Genomic DNA, 15,788 nt, shown 5'->3' with positions numbered 1-15,788 from the left:
TTGATCAGCGTTGCCTTAGCTTCTCGTCGCTCCACAACTACATGGCGGGCAAGCCGGCCGGCAACCCCAGGGGTCCGGGCGTCACGATGTTCAAGACGGACGCCGGCACGCCGCTGTATTTCAATTTCCACGCGACGGATCCCGACGAGGACAACGAGGGCGACCGCCCGGCCGGCCATACCATCGTGACCGGCATGACGGGGCAGGGCAAAACCGTTCTGCTCGGGATCCTGCTCGCCCAGGCCGGCAAGTTCCGCCCGTCGGTCGTCGTGTTCGACAAGGACCGCGGCATGCAAGGCACGGTTATGGCCATGGGCGGCAAGTATTTCCCGCTCGCTATGGGCCAGGCCACGGGAATGAACCCGTTGCAGCTGGAACCCACGCCGGAAAACCTCATCTTCCTCAAGGCGCTCATCAAGCAGCTGGCCGAGTCGTCCGGCGATCCGGTCAACCACAACGATGAAGTGGAGATTTCCCGCGCCCTGGATACGGTGATGTTCCGCCTGGACAAGCCGCTGCGGCGGCTGTCGCTGCTGCTGCAAAACCTGCCGAACCCCATGCCGGACCCGAACGATCCGAACCCGCGGCCGACCGTACATGCTCGACTGCTCAAGTGGGCCGAGGGTGGGGAATACGGCTGGCTGTTCGACAACGAAACCGACGATATCGACCTGACCAGGTATCGCCTTATCAAGGTCATGGACGAGTTCTGGAAGCCGCTGGAAGACTCGTTCTTTACCAAGTGGTCGAAGGACGGTTTGAAGACCATCCGCAAGGCGAACGGCCTGCTGGTGTTCGCTACCCAGGAACCGGGCGACGCTCTGGAAAGCCCGATTGCGCGCACGATCATCCAGCAGTGCGCCACGCAAATTTTCCTGCCGAACCCGATGGCATCCCGCGCCGATTACGTGGATGGCTTCAAGCTGACCGATGCCGAATTCGACCTGGTGAAGTCGCTCCCCCAGGACTCGCGCAAGTTCGTCGTAAAGCAGGGCGGCAGCTGCGCCGTCAGCGACGAATTGCTGGTGCTGTCGTGTTCGCCCGACCGCGCCGAGATGATCGAAGCGGTCATCGCTGACGTGGGCGATGACCCCGACCGCTGGGTGCCGGCGTTCGTGAGCCGCGTCAAAACCAAGGAGAAACCGCAATGAAAGTGCAAGCACTAGGAGCCGCGTTGCTCGTGGGCCTGTCGCTGTCGTTCGGTGCCGGCGCGCAAATTGCGGTCACCGACGTGGCGCTGAACACGCAAACGCAAACGAACCAGCAAATGAACTTCGCCAAGTTCGTGGAACAGGTTACCCAGCTGAAAAGCCAGCTGGAACAGGCCAAACAGCAGTACGAAGCCCTGACCGGCACGCGCGGCCTCGGCGACCTGTTCAACAACCCTGCGTTGCGCCAGTACTTGCCGCAGGACTGGACGGGCCTCTACGACGCCGTGCAGGGCGGGAATGTGGCCGGCATCAGCGGCAAGGTGAAGGGCATCATCGACAAGAACAAGAGCGGCTCCATCGCCGATATGTCCGCCGATGTGCGCGCCCGCCAGGAACGCCTTGGCGCGGTGAACAAGGCAATGGGCCTAGCCGGCTTCGATGCCGCGATGAAGCGGGCCGATCAGATTCAGAGCTTGATCGGCCAAATCAACGGCACATCGGATCCGAAGGCCATTGCCGAGTTGCAGGCGCGCATCGCGGGCGAACAGGCCCAGGTGTCGAACGAGATTGCCAAGCTGCAACTGGTGGCGATGCTGCAACAGGCCGAGGAAAAGGCCATCGCCGCGAAGGCCGATGCCGTGTACGACAAGCAGATGAGCGGCAGCAACGACGTGCCGCGCATGAAGCCGCGGACGTTCTAACCGCTCTTCAAGGGTATGGCGCATGGATGCGCCGTTCTTGATCCCAGCGATGGGAGCGCGCACGGATCCTTCACCAAAGCCAGGTAACGCAGCGAATTTCGCCCAGGCGACACCCCACCCACTGCCGAGCCCGAGTTCGCATAATGTATATTATGTCCGGATCGGTTCTGTGGCTTCATACGCTTGCCGCCTCCAACGCGGCCTTGAGTGTTGCCGGTGGTTGCTGGCACCGGCAAGAATTGCCCTGATAGGCATTAAAAAACGGGTCAGCAGTCGGGTTGCCGCCCGGCCCTGGCCCGCACTCTTGCGCGGCTCCAGCCATCTGGATGCTTTCTTCCTGTACGGCCAGCAGCGCGGCGTATTCGGCATCGAAATGCCGGCGTCCTGGTGGAGCGACTTCTACCTCTCGTGCCTGTTCGGAGCCGGTTGGGCAGTGGCCACCACCGGCCGGCTGGCACAGGCGTCGGTCGTGCGTGCGGTCCTGACCTCGTTTTCGAGAGTGCAATCTCCCTAGCCGCGAGCCGGTGGTGTCGCCGTCATCGCCAGCCGGAACACCACGATGTATCGCGTTTGCGCAGTTGGGGCGATCGGTCTTTATCGAAGCGGTAAACCCGTTCGCCAGTGGCCGGGCAGGGTCTGCAGGCGATGGACGAGCATCACCTTCCGTATCCTGCGCTATCGGTGGTTGATGCAAGCACTGCATTTCCACGCGCCCCGATACGCACAGCAACGTCGAGCGCCGTGTCGCAGTCACCTGAATCTCTGCAGGCAGGCAAACATCGCCGCACGTCGCCGTGCATCGCACTCACCTGCCGCTACGGGGTAGCGCGCCGTTGTCTTCCTGCAGCTCCCGCTTGAACGGCACGTCCGGCGGTGGGCGGGCCGTTGCCGGTTGATCGTTGAGATTGGGATCGCTCAGGCCGCAACCGCCGCCAAATTGCAGGAGGGACACCACGCAGCTGATCTTGGCGGTCGTGCCCGGAATCGGAATCTCGATCTTCTTCAGGCCGCGCCGCACCCACTCCTGCAGCAGCGTCTGGTTCGGCATCCAGTACTTGTCCAGCGATGTCGGCGTATACCCGTAAGGCGGACGTTTAAGCCAGGTGCCGCCCTGGGCAATCTGGTCGCGGGTCCAGGTATCGGTCTCGCTGCCCGGTGGTCCGCGGTCACCTGCGCCCTGGCTGGCATCACCGGCTCCGGTGGCCACCTTGACGCTGCCATCGGCATTGAACATGCCGTTGCGCTGGGCGTTGCCACCTGTCGTGTCGCCTTGCCGACTGCGATCGGATTTGCTCCAGTCGTCGGCGTTGGCGGCCACATCCCACCCGCCGCTGCGATCGGCAGGCGTCGGGCCGGCATGACTGCTGGCGGCTGGCTTGGCGGGCGACGATGCGGCGGCCGCCGCGCTGCTGGAACGCTCGGACTGAGCAGGACTGGCCTGCGACGGTGCAGGTTGCGCGGTTGCTTGCGCGGATGGCGCCGCCACGGTGGGCGGCCGCGGGTTGGGAGTCGCAGGCGCAGCTGGCACGACAGGTGTCGCCGCCACTGGCGCAGGCGCCGGATCCGGTACGTTCGGCAGCTCTGCAGGACGCACCGCGACCTCAGGCATGCGCACCGTCGGCGAGATCTCACGCAGGCGTGCGGCCGGCGCGGCGATTTTCGGGCGCTCGGGGATGACGATGTCGCGCTCGCGCACCGCTGGCGCCGTGGCGGTGCGCACCGCTACATCCGTGACCGGACGTTGCAGTTCGCGCACCTGCGGGCGTTCGGTCACCGTCTGGATGTCGCGTTGACGCACCTCGACCTGCGGTGCCGCCCGCTCGACCGTACGCGGCGTCAGCGTGATCGTTGGCGGCGGTGGGACGACAAAGTCGTTGGTGGCGACCGGGGTTTCGGTGACCTGCAGCGGCGATTCGATCGTCACCGGCGGCACCTGCACCGTCACCTGCGGAATATCCGCGGTGACGGGTTCGCTGGCAGCGTGCACCGGGTCCGGCGCATTCTCCTGTGCCTGGGCTGTGTCGGGGCGCTCGACAGGATCGGCAGCTGGCTGCGCTGGTGTCGGTGCCGGCGATGGAGCTGGTTCGCTTTTCGCCGCCGACGCACCCGCGTGCGCTGGCGAAGACGCCGCAGCGGCAGCCGCCTGCGGCGATGCCTCAGCCGCAGGTTGACCTTCCCCGCCGCCCTGCTCTTCAGCCCCATCGCCGATGAAGGTCATGCGGACCCGCGACTCGTCGCCGGGTTTGGTTTCTTCCGGCGCCCAGCGCACGGTGACCACCCAGATGAGCAGCGCAATAAAACCTAGGTGAATGAGAAAACTGCCAAGCACCGCCAACCAGTGCTGCCGACGCTGATCCTTCGGCCGCGGGTCCCAGTGCTGCCACCACAGGCTGCGGAACGCCTGGAATGACGACAGGATAGAGGCGCCGGCCACCCCACGCCGGGTTGGCTGCCCACGCGCCAGCAGCACATCCATCACCTGGCCGTCGTTGAATGGCGCAGCCGCATGCTTGCGGTTGCCCATCCAGATGCCCCAGCCATACGGCAGGCCGGTGCGCCGATCCAGAACGAGCTTGCCCGGCATGCGCGCGCGCAGTGCCTGCAGCAGATCGGCAGCCGTTGTCACCGGTGGTGCGGAATCAGGCCGCGCTGTCGCGCGGAATGTACGGGGCGTCGCCGGTGGCGTGGTCGGTCGCATCGCGCACCGCAATCACGCCGGGCACGCGCCCCATCAAGGTCTTTTCGATGCCCTGCTTCAAGGTCACGTCGGCCATGCCGCAGCCGTGGCAACCGCCGCCGAAGCGCAGCAACACCACGCCGTCGGCGGAGACTTCCTGCACGGCCACGCGCCCGCCATGCGATGCCAACTGCGGGTTGATCTCGTTTTCCACCACCCAGCGCACGCGCTCCACCATCGAGGCCGACTCTGCCGGCGCTTCGCCCTTGATCTTGGGCGCCTTGATGGTGAGCTGCTGGTTGCCGGTGGACTGGGTGACGTAGTCGATTTCGGCCCCGTCCATCCAGGGCACGCTGGCAGCGGCCACATACAAGGTGAAGCCGTCGCAGTCGATCGCCCATTCGTCGCCGCTCAGCTCGGCCGGCTCGGCGAATTCGAGCCGGGCATCGGCGCGCGGGGTACCCGCATCCACCGCGCTCAGGCGCACGCCCATGCCGGGCACGCCCTCGCGTTCGATGAGCTTGCGGAAATAGGTCTGGGCTTTGTCGGATATCTGGATCATGCGGGTTATTCTAACGCTCAAAGCGCCCTCGCTCATGGAACACCGTGATCCTGGTGGGCGCGCCGTCCGCCACCCCTGCGAGACCGTCATGACCGATCTGATTCCCCTGGAGCAGGCCCATTGCCTCCCGCGTAAAGGCAGCGACCACAAGCTGGGCGAGGCGCGCCTGGCCGAGCTGCTGCCGCAGGTGCCCGGCTGGGAGCTGGCCGAGGCCGGCATGGCGCTCACGCGCACGTTCCGCTTCTCTGACTATTACCGCACCCTGGCCTTTGTGAATGCGCTGGCCTGGATCGCTCACCGCGAAGACCACCACCCCGACCTGGGGGTGCATTACGACCGCGTGGTGGTGCGCTATTCCACCCATGACGTGGGCGGCCTGAGCGAAAACGACTTCATCTGCGCGGCCAAGACCGCACATCTCTACGATCAGGGAATTACTGCATGAACATGTATCGCGCTGCGCTCGCCGGTCTCATCGTCGCCACTGGCATCGGCCTCGGCGGCTGCGGCAAGTCGCCACAGCAGTCTTCTGCGCCCACCGTCGCGCCCACCGAACTGGCTGCCGTGAAGACGCCACCGCCGGAATATTCGCCGCAGTTGGCCTGCGCCGGTGTCGGTGGCACGACCGTGCTGCGGGTCGTCGTCGGCACCCAAGGCACGCCGACAGATGTCTCAGTGGCACAGAGCAGCGGCCAGCCCGTGCTCGACGAGGCGACCCAGACCCGCGTGCGCGAATGGCAATTCAAGGCCGCCACCCGTAATGGCCAGGCCGTGCCGCAGACCATCCAGGTGCCGGTCTCGTTCAAGCCGCCGGTACCGCGTCCGAACGAATGTTTCGCCATCGAGGAACGCGCACGCCGCGGCGGCTGAGGGCCGCGCAGGTCGGTGACGCCTTCTTTCTGCGCGGCACAACCGCACCGACACATGCGCATGAGCAGCAGCACCGGTTTCGGCGCGCTTGAGATGCACGCCTGTCTGACGCTGGCGCAGATGAGCTAATCGTCGTCTTCGACACCACGTCTTCGTCATCGCGGCATGGCCATCCTGCTTCCGCGGAGGGTCGTTCGTTTCTCGCGAGCTGCAGTTGCCACGCTCTCCGCGGGAAGCTCTTCATTCCACGAGGACGTCGCGCCACATGCTTGCAGTGTCATCACACAATCTCTGGATCGCGCTTGCGGTCACACTGGCGGCCGGGCTGGCGACCGGGCTCGGCAGCCTCATGGTCGTGTTCGCCAAAAAGCCCAATCCGCGTCTGTTGGCGTTCGGCCTGGCCTTCGCTGGCGGCGCCATGGTGTACGTGTCGCTCACCGAGATACTCAACAAGTCGATCGCCGCGTTTTCCCACGCCTACAACGACAGGCTCGGGTTTACTTTCGGCACGCGGACCTTTCTGGGCGGCATGTTGCTGATCATGGTGATCGACCGCCTGGTGCCGAATCCGCACCAGAGTTTGTCCAGCGACGATCCGCAGTTTCGCGAAGACAACCGGGCCTATATCCGCCGGGTTGGCCTGACCGCGGTCGCGATCACAGCGCACAATTTCCCGGAAGGATTGGCAACGTTCTTTGCCACGCTCGAAAGCCCGGCGGTGGGGATGCCGCTGGCGTTCGCAATTGCCATCCACAATATTCCCGAAGGCATCGCGATCGCGGTGCCGGTGTATTTCGCCACCCGCAACAAGCTCTACGCAGTGGGCGCCAGTCTGCTCAGCGGGTTGGCCGAACCGATCGGTGCGGGGATCGGATATCTGGCGTTGTCCAGCGTGCTCTCGGATGCAGTCTTTGGCACCGTGTTCGGGCTGATTTCCGGGGTCATGGTGTTTCTGGCACTGGACGAGTTGTTGCCGGCTGCCAAGCGTTACGCCCAGGGTCACGAGACCGTCTATGGCTTGGTCTCGGGCATGGGAACGCTGGCGATCAGCCTGGTGTTATTCCGCTTCGCAACACCGTGAAGCGCTTCGTGCACTGGCATCACCAATCGTGATGGCCTAGCCGCGAAGTCTGCTGCACCAAGGGCCGGCAGTCTTCTTCAGTAATGCAATCGGCGTCTCGCGAGTGACCAGTCGATGCGTGCCGCCTGTCTGAGATCAGCGGCGCGCATTGCCGCGCACCTGCGTGGCATGCGGCTTCCCGCACGTCCGCTGAACACCGTTGCGCCTGGTCGACTGAAGAGCAGTTTCAGAAAGGTTCCAGACATTCAAACCGGCGCATGTTACGCGCGTCATCAACGCGCACACAGCGAGGTGCCGTATGCAACGCACATGGTCACAAGGGCGCCTTGCCTTGGCGCTGTCGATCGCATCCACCGGCATGATTGCACTCGGCGGGTGCCAACGCACTGACGCACCGGCGCCGGCCGCCGCCGAGCTGCCGCCGCCGCCCAGCGCGATGGCAACGCCGGCTTACACGCCGCCCACGGCGGACCAGCTCTACCAACTGGTCGCGCCGATTGCCCTGTTTCCAGATAAGTTGCTGGCGCAAACGCTGGCTGCGTCGGTCTATCCCGATCAGGTGGTCACCGCACAGGAATGGCTACGCAGCAACAGCAGTTTGAGCGCTACCGATCGCGCGCAGGCCACGGTGTCGCAATCGTGGGATCCGAGCATCAAGGCACTGACCGCCTTTCCCGATGTGGTGGCGCAACTGGCCGGCAATCTGGATTGGACGCGTGCGCTCGGCGATGCCTATGCCCACGACCCCAACGATGTGCTCAACGCGGTGCAGATCATGCGTCAACGCGCCCAGGCGAGCGGCCATCTGCGCAGTACGCCGCAACAGCAGGTGCAGGTGGCGCGCCATGTGGTGGTGACGCCCATTCTGGATGAGGGCCACATCCCGCCGCCCTCGCAGGTGATCACCATCGAACCAGCGCAACCGGACGTGGTGTATGTCCCGCGCTACGATCCCGGCGTGGTCTACGGCACGCCGGTCGATGTCTATCGGGAGTATCGCTACCGCCCGGTCCGCTGGTACGACGAAGGCGACGTCGTCACCACCGGCCTGGTGTCCTTCGGCGTCGGCGTGTTGGTGGGCGGCGCACTCGAGCACCATCACGGTTGGTTCGGCTGGGCCGAGCCGGCGCCTGCCTGGCACCGTTGGGGCTGGAACAGCTGGGGGGTGGATTGGAACGCGCCGCCGGCCGCACCGCATTACGTGGTCTACCAGAACCATGTCTATGCCCCGCGCACCACCATCATCAACAACCGAAATACCTATATCGATTCACGCTCGTATGTGAATCAGGATCAGCGCCATTGGCCCAATTCGACCTCTGCGCCTGTTGCCGGGATCTCCCCAGCCAGCTTCCACGCAGCGCAGGCGGCCGCTCTACCGGCAGCGGTCGCCGGCGCACGTGGGGTCAGTGCGTTTGCAGGAGCCGCCACGCCCTCGCCTGCCCAGTTGCATCGCCCGCCCGACTATGGGCATCTGGCCGCACCGCATTTCAATGCGCAGATGCTGCAGCCCGGTCGTCCGGTCGCGCTGAACGCCTCGCCGTCGCCGCATGCTGCGCCCCTGACAACGGTGGCCCATGCTATGCAGCCATTGCCCTCAGGGATGCGTTCGCCGCGCGTGCAAGCGCCGGCATTCGCATCGGCTGCAACGCCTGCGCGGGTGAATGACACGCACGCCGCACAGCAGCGCATGGCGCAGATGCACGCAGATTCGCGGGCGGCGCAGGAGCAGGCCGCTGCAGCCAACCGCGCACATGCGGGCATGCCGCCGCGCGATGCATTCGCGAGCCGCGACACCCGCGACAACCAGTTCCGAGCGCAATCCCGACCTGCGCAATGGAAGCCGCCCGTGCAAGAGCAGCGCCAGCTGCCGCCCCATCAGCAGTTTGCATCCGCAGCATTGCCGCGTGTCGAACATGCGAAGCAATCGCAGCCGCGCTACGAGCCGCGCCCGGTCATGAAGGCAGAGCCGCAGCAGCACATGCAGCGGATGGAGTCCTTCGCCCCGCCGCGCGCCGCTCCGACACATCAGGCCGATATGCAGCAGCAACGCCCGCATCCGTCGGCGCAGCCGCAGCATCACGACCGCCGCCACAAGGGCTGAGCCAGCGCGCTGGCGCAGCCGCCATGGCTGCGTCAGCGACCAAGCTGGTCCAGCGCCTCGGCCAGCTCTGGCGCCAGCGGCGCGCTCAACACGTACGGTGTCTTGCCGGCATCCAGCGCGAACTCCAGCGATGCGGCATGCAGGAACAGCCGCTTCAAACCGAGCTGATCGCGTAGACGCTTGTTGACGTCCGCCTCGCCGTATTTATCGTCGCCGGCTACCGGGTGCCCTAGGTGCTGGGCATGCACGCGGATCTGGTGGGTGCGGCCGGTCTCGATGCGTACTTCGCAGTAGGAATGCCCGCCGCGCCGTTCCAGCAGCTTGAAATGGCTCAGCGACGGCTTGCCGATCGCATTCACCTGCACATGCCGCTCCCCTCCCTGGCGCAGTCCGATGTGCAGCGGCGCGTCCACGGTCATCACGCCGTCGGGCATGCGGCCCACCAGCAGGGTCAGGTAGCGCTTGGTGATGCCGCGCCTTTCGACGCGGTCGTCTTCACGCATCAAGGCCTGCAGCTCGGTCAGCGCCGAGCGCTTCTTGGCCACGATTAATAGGCCGGATGTATCGCGGTCGAGCCGGTGCACCAGCTCCAGGGTCTGGTTCGGCCGCAGCACCTGCAGCGTTTCGATGGCCCCGAAGCTGATCCCGCTACCGCCGTGGCTGGCGACCCCGGACGGCTTGTTCAGGGCGAGCAGGCGTGCATCCTCGAACACGATCGCCGCTTCCAGCCGGGCCATGAACGACGACGGCGGCGCTGCCTTGTCGCCCTCTTCATTGATGCGTACCGGTGGAATCCGCACTTCTTCGCCGCCCTCCAGCTTGCGCTCGGCCTTGGCCCGCCCGCCGTTTACCCGCACCTGGCCGCTGCGGACAAGCTTGTAGATCAGACTGCGTGGAGCACCCTTGAGCTGGCCAAGCAGGAAATTATCCAGCCGCTGCCCAGCTCGGTCTTCCGGAACTTCGAGAATGCGCACACCCACACGGTCGGCGGGCGGCTTGGGGGGCTGGGGGTCGGTCATCCGGCTCTTTAATTCTGTTACACTCGACGAGCGAGATAAGGGTTTGATTTTGTTGGAAGTTGATTGGCCAGAAGCCTGACTTCCGATGATTCCGGCACAGTGCGCGACCACCGCCCCCGGGGCGGCCATGTTAGCGGCTCACCGGCCTACCCGGCCATCGCCGGCGGTTTTTGACCGCTGCGCTGAACATGTCCCGTGCGCTGCCCCGGTTTTTCCGGACGCGGCTGCCGGCCCTGAAACACCTATAAAACTTAAACAAGCGCTCCCGCGGCCTGCCGTGGTGTTGCAGCGCTGGAAACTCTGGTCAGGCCTGTCCGCGCGTTGCGCGAAGGGCCGACAAGCTGTTCCAGAGGCGAAACGTCACGGCGTTCCGCGCGGTAGAGCGCGTCGAGGAACGCAACAATGAAGCGAATGCTGATCAACGCAACGCAGGCCGAAGAGCTGCGCGTGGCGATTGTGGACGGCCAGACCCTGTACGACATCGACATCGAACAGCCGTCCAAGGAACAAAAGAAGTCCAACATCTATAAGGGCCGTATCACCCGGCTCGAGCCTTCCCTGGAAGCGGCGTTCGTGGACTATGGCGCCGAGCGTCATGGCTTCCTGCCGTTGAAGGAAATTTCCCGGGATTATTTCCAGGCTGGTGTCGACCATGACAAGGCGACCATTCGCGAGTTGCTGCGCGAAGGCCAGGAAATCGTGGTGCAGGTCGACAAGGAAGAGCGTGGCAACAAGGGCGCCGCTCTGACCACGTTCATCTCGCTGGCCGGCCGTTACATGGTGCTGATGCCCAATTCGCCCAGCGCCGGTGGCGTGTCGCGCCGCATCGAGGGCGAAGACCGCGCCGCGTTGAAGGAAGCGCTGGACAAGCTCGACATCCCCGACGACATGGGCGTGATCATCCGCACTGCCGGTGTGGGGCGCGACGCCGAAGAACTGCAGTGGGATCTGGACTACCTGCTGCAGACCTGGAAAGCGATTGCCGAAGCCGCACTGAGCAAGCCGGCGGCGTTTCTGATCTACCAGGAATCGCGCCTGATCATCCGCGCCCTGCGCGACTACCTGCGCGCCGATGTCGGCGAAATCCTGGTCGATACGCCGGAGCTGTACGCCGACGCCCAGGAGTTCATGAAGCAGGTGATGCCGCAGAGCTTGCGCAAGCTCAAGCACTACACCGACGATATCCCGCTGTTCAATCGCTTCCAGATCGAATCGCAGATCGAAGGCGCCTATGAGCGCAACGTGCGCCTGCCCTCGGGCGGCTCGATCGTGGTGGACCAGACCGAAGCGCTGACCGCCGTCGACGTGAACTCCTCGCGCGCCACCAAGGGTAGCGACATCGAAGAAACCGCGTTCCAGACCAATCTGGAAGCGGCCGAAGAGGTCGCACGCCAGCTGCGCCTGCGCGACCTCGGTGGCCTGGTGGTGATCGACTTTATCGACATGGCCTCGTCCAAGCACCAGCGCGAAGTCGAAAACAGGCTGCAGAACGCACTCAAGTACGACCGTGCCCGCGTGCAGTTGGGCCGCATCTCGCGCTTCGGCCTGATGGAAATGAGCCGCCAGCGCCTGCGTCCGAGCCTGGGCGAATCCAGCCAGATCGTCTGCCCGCGCTGCGACGGCCATGGCCGCATGCGCAGCGTCGAGTCGCTGTCACTGTCCATCATCCGCGTGGCCGAAGAGCACGCCATGAAGGAAAACACCGGGCAGGTGCTGGTCCAGGCGCCGGTGGAAATCGCCAACTACCTGCTCAACGAAAAGCGCGGCGCGCTGCGTGAAATCGAGCAGCGCCACGAGTCGCCGATCATCATCGTCGCCGACGAGCAGCTGCACACCCCGCACTACGAAGTCACGCGCCTGCGCGAGAACGAGCTGGGAGAAGACAGCGGCAAGTCGAGCTACCAGCGCGGCACCCCGCGCAAGCTGCCGGTGCATGCGCTGACCAAGGCGCAGTTGAATATTCCTGCAGCTCCGGCGGTCATGTCGATCAAGCCGAGCCAACCGGCGCCGGTTCGCGAAGAGGCCCCTGCCCCGGTCGCTCCTGTCGCTGCGCCGACGCCGGTGGTGACCGTGCCCATTCCGGCACCGGTCACCGGCGTGGTGGGCTGGCTGAAGCGAATCTTCGGCGGCGTGGAGCCGGTCGCCCCGGCCCCGGAGTCGACCCCGCGTCCGCGTCAGAACGATGCCGGCCGCAATCACCGTAGCGAACGCGGCGAACGTGGCAGTCAGCGCCGCGATGGTCGCGATGCCCGTAACGGCGGCAACCAGCAACGTGGCAGTGGCAGTAATGGCAACGGCGCCAACAAGGAACGCCGTGACGAGCGTCGTCAGCCTGCCAACGCCCAGGGCGCGCAGAATGGCGCACAGGCACAGCAACAGGTGCAGGTGCCCAAGCCGCCGCGCAACGAAGCGCAGGCGCCAAAGCAGCAGCAACCGCAGCAGCAGAAGTCCAAGCCGCAGAACCAGAGCCCGCGTCCGCCACGTGCGCCTGCACAGCAGGACGGCGCGCCAGCCGAGCGGCAGCCGCGTCCGGCCCGCCAGGATGAGGGTACGGCAGTGGCGCAGACCGTCACCTCCACCGCCGCAACGGCAACCACGGCGAACGTGGTGTCCGCCATTGCCGATGCCGCTGCACCCACCAATGCGCGGACCAACGCGAATGAAGCGGCGCAGGCGCATCCGGTCGATGTCACGGTAAGCGAATCCACCGCTGATCGCGGCGCCGACGCAACTGCAACTGCACAGGATGCCGCAGGCGACGATGCAGCCAATGGCGAAGGCGGAAGCCGCCGCCGCCGCGGTCGTCGTGGTGGTCGTCGTCGTCGTCGTGGAGCCGGTGCCAACGGAGAAGGCGGCGCCAGCGTCGATGGTCTGGAAGGGGACGATTTGGACAGCGATGCCGACAACGATCTCGATGGCGACAGCGAAGGCGACGACGCCGGTGCTCACGCGCATGTTTCGGGGGCACCGCGCGCCGGCCAGCCGGAGTTCGATTTCGACGACGACGCACCGGCACCCGCCGTGCGCGCCAAGCCGGAACCAGCAGCCCAGGCAACCGCCAAGCCGCGTCCGGTTTCCAAGGAGCGTGCAGAGCCACAGGTCGGCAGCGATACTGCCTCGACCACCGCGCCGGTTTCCAATACGGTGCCGGCATCGCAATCGCAAGTGGCACCTGTTGCCAAGGCTGACGCTGCGCAGGAGCGCCCTGCTACGCCCGCCGTTGCTATGGACGCAACTGCCAAGCCTGCGCCGGCTGCGACCGCGTCGATTGCCGTCAGCGCCAATGGGGCGGCATCGCAGGCTGCAGAACAGCGTCCCGCGCCGGTCGCTCAGCAGGCACCCGCTGCCCCGGCACCGGTTGCCGCTTCCGCACCCGTGGCATCCACGCCGGCACCTGCAGTGGCTCCGGCCGCCGGGACTGCGCCGACGGCACCGGTGGCGGCTGCCGCGGCTCCGGCACCGGCTGTCGCATCTGCTGTGACCAACGATGCGTCGACAGGCAGCCAGCACCAGCCTGCACCTTCGGCGCCGGCACATGCGGCTGCACCTGCTGCCGCCGAGGCTGCGGCAGCGAATCCCGACCAACAGCAGCGAGCCGCGTCGGCGGACGTGACGCCCCCTTCGATGCAAGCAGCGCCGGTGCAGCCGTCAAGGGCAACGCCTGCTGACGACCTAGCGGCACCTGCTCCGGCGTCGCAGGCCGCAGTGGTCACGGTCACGTCGCCGCACGCCGAGCAGTCTGCTTCGCAGGCGCCATCGGCGGAGGTGGCAACGACCGCTACCTCGACGGTTGTGCAGGCAAGCCAGAGTGAAGACACCACGCCCGTGCGCAAGCCGTATGCTCCGGTGCAGACCACCATGCTCGATGCGCTGAGCCCGAACGATGCTGTGCCATCAGCCTCCACGACCAGCAAGCCTCCGGAAGCACCCGCAGCAGCGCAGGAGTCGCAGGCAGACAAGCCGAAGCCGACGGTGGTTGTGTCCGAAGCAGTCAAGCCGATTGCTCCATCGACCGAAGCCGACCAGGCGCAGGATGACGACAGCAACAAGCCGCGTGGCGATCACTGATCGTCAGGCGACTTGCTCGGTGGCCTGTTGGATAACAGGCCCCGTCGGCATAAAAAAACAGCGGCCTTCGGGCCGCTTTTTTTTTTATGCGCTGTATGCATCTAACACGACGAAACCGCACTCGCCGGTTTGTGACCAAGCGAGGTTCTATCCGACACGGTCTCCCAAACGGCGGCCGACGTTTTTCGCCGCTCGCTTCCACTGGTTGCAAAAGACCCTTCGACCAGGAATTGCGACAACGCCAGAACTTGCTGCCACATGCCGACCATCGTCACGGAAAGCTCCCTGCGCGCGACGTAGATTCATTCGCACTGCAGGGGCAGGGGCATCAGGGAACACCCGCCTTGTTCCGAGATATAGCGCGCCTTTAGCGTGCCGGGCTAATTCGCGCGTCCATGCGTTGGTGCAATCCGGCAACCACAGCTGAGCGCGAGACACGCCATTTCTCAGCACGCGACGAGCCTTCCCTACGCGCTGTGGTTCGCCCTGACCTTGCGCTGCAGCGCAGCCACTGCGGGGCACTCAAGGCAACGGTTCACAGCACCCTGGAGGGATCGGTCAGACCGTATTGATTGGCTAGCCGCGCCAGCGCAATGTTGTCCTGGATGCCGACCTTCTCAAACAGGCGTGCCTTGTGCGTGTTGATGGTCTTGGCGCTAAGGTTCAGGCGCTTGGCGATGTCTTCCTGGCGCAGCCCTTGGGTCAGCAGCAAGGCCACTTCCAGCTCGCGGGGCGACAACGCATCGAACGGTGAACCGCCTCCTTCCAGATTGGACAGAGCCAGGTTCTGAGCGATCGTGTTGCCGAGCATAACGCCGTCCCAAGGCGACTTCACGCACCGCGCGCAGCAACTCGTGCGCGTCACCGCCCTTGCCCACATAGCCGGAGGCGCCCGCCTCGAGCAAACGCTTGGGCAATGGGCCGTCTTCGAGCACGGAGACGATGATGACTCGCGTGCCGTAGTCGCCCTTGACGATGCGCTCGGTTATTTCCAGGCCGCTGACGCCGGGCAAATGCAGGTCGCACAGCACGATGTCCGGTTTGAGTTGACGAATCTGCGGCAATGCGGCTTCGCCGCTCTCTGCTTCACCCACCACATCGACGTCCACTTCCTTGGACAGAATCATCTTCATGCCTGTACGCACGAGTGCATGATCGTCGATCAGAAAAACTCTGATGGTCATCCTTGTTTTCCTCGCTAGCTGGCTGGTGCAGCCTATCTCCGTGAATAATTCAGGGCAAGCTCGATGCGACGTATTACGCCCAAGTTAGAGCGTTATGCCGCCTCACTAGAGCATGCATGACGTGCGCGTGGCGCGATGTCTCAAGGCAAGATGTTGCAACGCGTGCCGATGATGCGCCTCCTGAGCCCCCATTGCATCGGGCAATGCAGTCGCGCTCGGTCAGATTTTCACTGGCTAGGCGGTGCGGTCGGCGTCCACCAAGGGTTTTAAGGCAACGCTGATCAAGCCCCGTTCCCGCGTTTCGCGGGAGGTTGGATGCACATAGACGATGGGGCGCGTAGATCGCTTTGCCCATTCAGGGCAATCCCGGG

General features: G+C 65.0%; 11 protein-coding genes and 1 pseudogene. 8 read left to right on the top strand and 4 right to left on the bottom strand.

What is annotated here, in order from left to right; all coding sequences use genetic code 11:
* From XAXN_RS17165 to XAXN_RS17155, 3 genes are all read left to right on the top strand, one after another.
* A partial coding sequence (locus XAXN_RS17165; protein ID WP_485129858.1) for a VirB4 family type IV secretion/conjugal transfer ATPase occupies positions 1–1,151 on the top strand: 1,151 nt, incomplete at its 5' end.
* Positions 1,152–1,174: 23 nt separating this feature from the next.
* Positions 1,175–1,852, top strand: coding sequence for a P-type DNA transfer protein VirB5 (gene virB5, locus XAXN_RS17160; RefSeq protein ID WP_054320448.1), 678 nt, complete (start codon positions 1,175–1,177; stop codon positions 1,850–1,852).
* 304 nt (positions 1,853–2,156) lie between these two features.
* Positions 2,157–2,366: a hypothetical protein gene (locus tag XAXN_RS17155; RefSeq protein WP_241148180.1), complete on the top strand. Its 210-nt coding sequence runs from the start codon at positions 2,157–2,159 to the stop codon at positions 2,364–2,366.
* 291 nt (positions 2,367–2,657) lie between these two features.
* Here XAXN_RS17155 and XAXN_RS17150 read toward each other — a convergent pair whose 3' ends face one another.
* Both XAXN_RS17150 and XAXN_RS17145 read right to left on the bottom strand, forming a co-directional pair.
* Positions 2,658–4,478, bottom strand: coding sequence for a hypothetical protein (locus tag XAXN_RS17150; protein WP_054320447.1), 1,821 nt, complete (start codon positions 4,476–4,478; stop codon positions 2,658–2,660).
* Positions 4,479–4,491: 13 nt separating this feature from the next.
* A complete protein-coding gene (locus tag XAXN_RS17145) occupies positions 4,492–5,091 on the bottom strand; it encodes an NfuA family Fe-S biogenesis protein (protein ID WP_054320446.1) in 600 nt (199 codons plus the stop codon).
* Positions 5,092–5,179: 88 nt separating this feature from the next.
* Here XAXN_RS17145 and XAXN_RS17140 point away from each other — a divergent pair, with 88 nt between their 5' ends.
* The 4 genes from XAXN_RS17140 to XAXN_RS17125 all read left to right on the top strand — a co-directional run bounded on the left by XAXN_RS17140 (position 5,180) and on the right by XAXN_RS17125 (position 9,146).
* Entirely contained in the window at positions 5,180–5,536 is a 357-nt protein-coding gene (locus tag XAXN_RS17140) for a 4a-hydroxytetrahydrobiopterin dehydratase (protein WP_054320445.1), read from the top strand.
* On the top strand, positions 5,533–5,961 hold the full coding sequence (locus XAXN_RS17135) for an energy transducer TonB (RefSeq protein WP_054320444.1): 429 nt from the start codon (positions 5,533–5,535) through the stop codon (positions 5,959–5,961). The genes XAXN_RS17140 and XAXN_RS17135 overlap by 4 nt, the downstream gene beginning before the upstream one ends.
* A 265-nt stretch (positions 5,962–6,226) precedes the next feature.
* Positions 6,227–7,042 (top strand): zinc transporter ZupT, encoded by an 816-nt coding sequence (gene zupT / locus XAXN_RS17130; RefSeq protein ID WP_054320443.1) that lies wholly within the window; start codon positions 6,227–6,229, stop codon positions 7,040–7,042.
* 298 nt (positions 7,043–7,340) lie between these two features.
* A complete protein-coding gene (locus tag XAXN_RS17125; RefSeq protein WP_054320442.1) occupies positions 7,341–9,146 on the top strand; it encodes a DUF3300 domain-containing protein in 1,806 nt (601 codons plus the stop codon).
* A gap of 32 nt (positions 9,147–9,178) precedes the next feature.
* On the opposite strand, the gene XAXN_RS17120 is transcribed toward XAXN_RS17125, so the two are convergent.
* Positions 9,179–10,165 (bottom strand): RluA family pseudouridine synthase, encoded by a 987-nt coding sequence (locus tag XAXN_RS17120; protein WP_054320441.1) that lies wholly within the window; start codon positions 10,163–10,165, stop codon positions 9,179–9,181.
* A gap of 411 nt (positions 10,166–10,576) precedes the next feature.
* Here XAXN_RS17120 and XAXN_RS17115 point away from each other — a divergent pair, with 411 nt between their 5' ends.
* A complete protein-coding gene (locus XAXN_RS17115) occupies positions 10,577–14,233 on the top strand; it encodes an Rne/Rng family ribonuclease (RefSeq protein WP_054320440.1) in 3,657 nt (1,218 codons plus the stop codon).
* Between the two features lie 535 nt (positions 14,234–14,768).
* On the opposite strand, the pseudogene XAXN_RS17110 reads toward XAXN_RS17115, so the two are convergent.
* Positions 14,769–15,417, bottom strand: a pseudogene (locus XAXN_RS17110) (response regulator).
* Between the last annotated feature and the right edge of the window lie 371 nt (positions 15,418–15,788).

This window comes from Xanthomonas axonopodis, assembly GCF_001304695.1.
GTDB lineage: Bacteria > Pseudomonadota > Gammaproteobacteria > Xanthomonadales > Xanthomonadaceae > Xanthomonas > Xanthomonas axonopodis.
The sequence above is the reverse complement of the archived record's forward strand: the minus strand, read 5'-3'. Positions and strand labels throughout refer to the sequence as shown.

Excerpts from the sequence above, each read along its gene's own strand:
- XAXN_RS17120 (WP_054320441.1), bottom strand. The coding sequence starts at position 10,165 with ATGACCGACCCCCAGCCCCCCAAGCCGCCCGCCGACCGTGTGGGTGTG.
- XAXN_RS17115 (WP_054320440.1), top strand. The coding sequence starts at position 10,577 with ATGCTGATCAACGCAACGCAGGCCGAAGAGCTGCGCGTGGCGATTGTG.
- XAXN_RS17135 (WP_054320444.1), top strand. The coding sequence starts at position 5,533 with ATGAACATGTATCGCGCTGCGCTCGCCGGTCTCATCGTCGCCACTGGC.
- zupT (WP_054320443.1), top strand. The coding sequence starts at position 6,227 with ATGCTTGCAGTGTCATCACACAATCTCTGGATCGCGCTTGCGGTCACA.
- XAXN_RS17140 (WP_054320445.1), top strand. The coding sequence starts at position 5,180 with ATGACCGATCTGATTCCCCTGGAGCAGGCCCATTGCCTCCCGCGTAAA.
- XAXN_RS17145 (WP_054320446.1), bottom strand. The coding sequence starts at position 5,091 with ATGATCCAGATATCCGACAAAGCCCAGACCTATTTCCGCAAGCTCATC.
- XAXN_RS17125 (WP_054320442.1), top strand. The coding sequence starts at position 7,341 with ATGCAACGCACATGGTCACAAGGGCGCCTTGCCTTGGCGCTGTCGATC.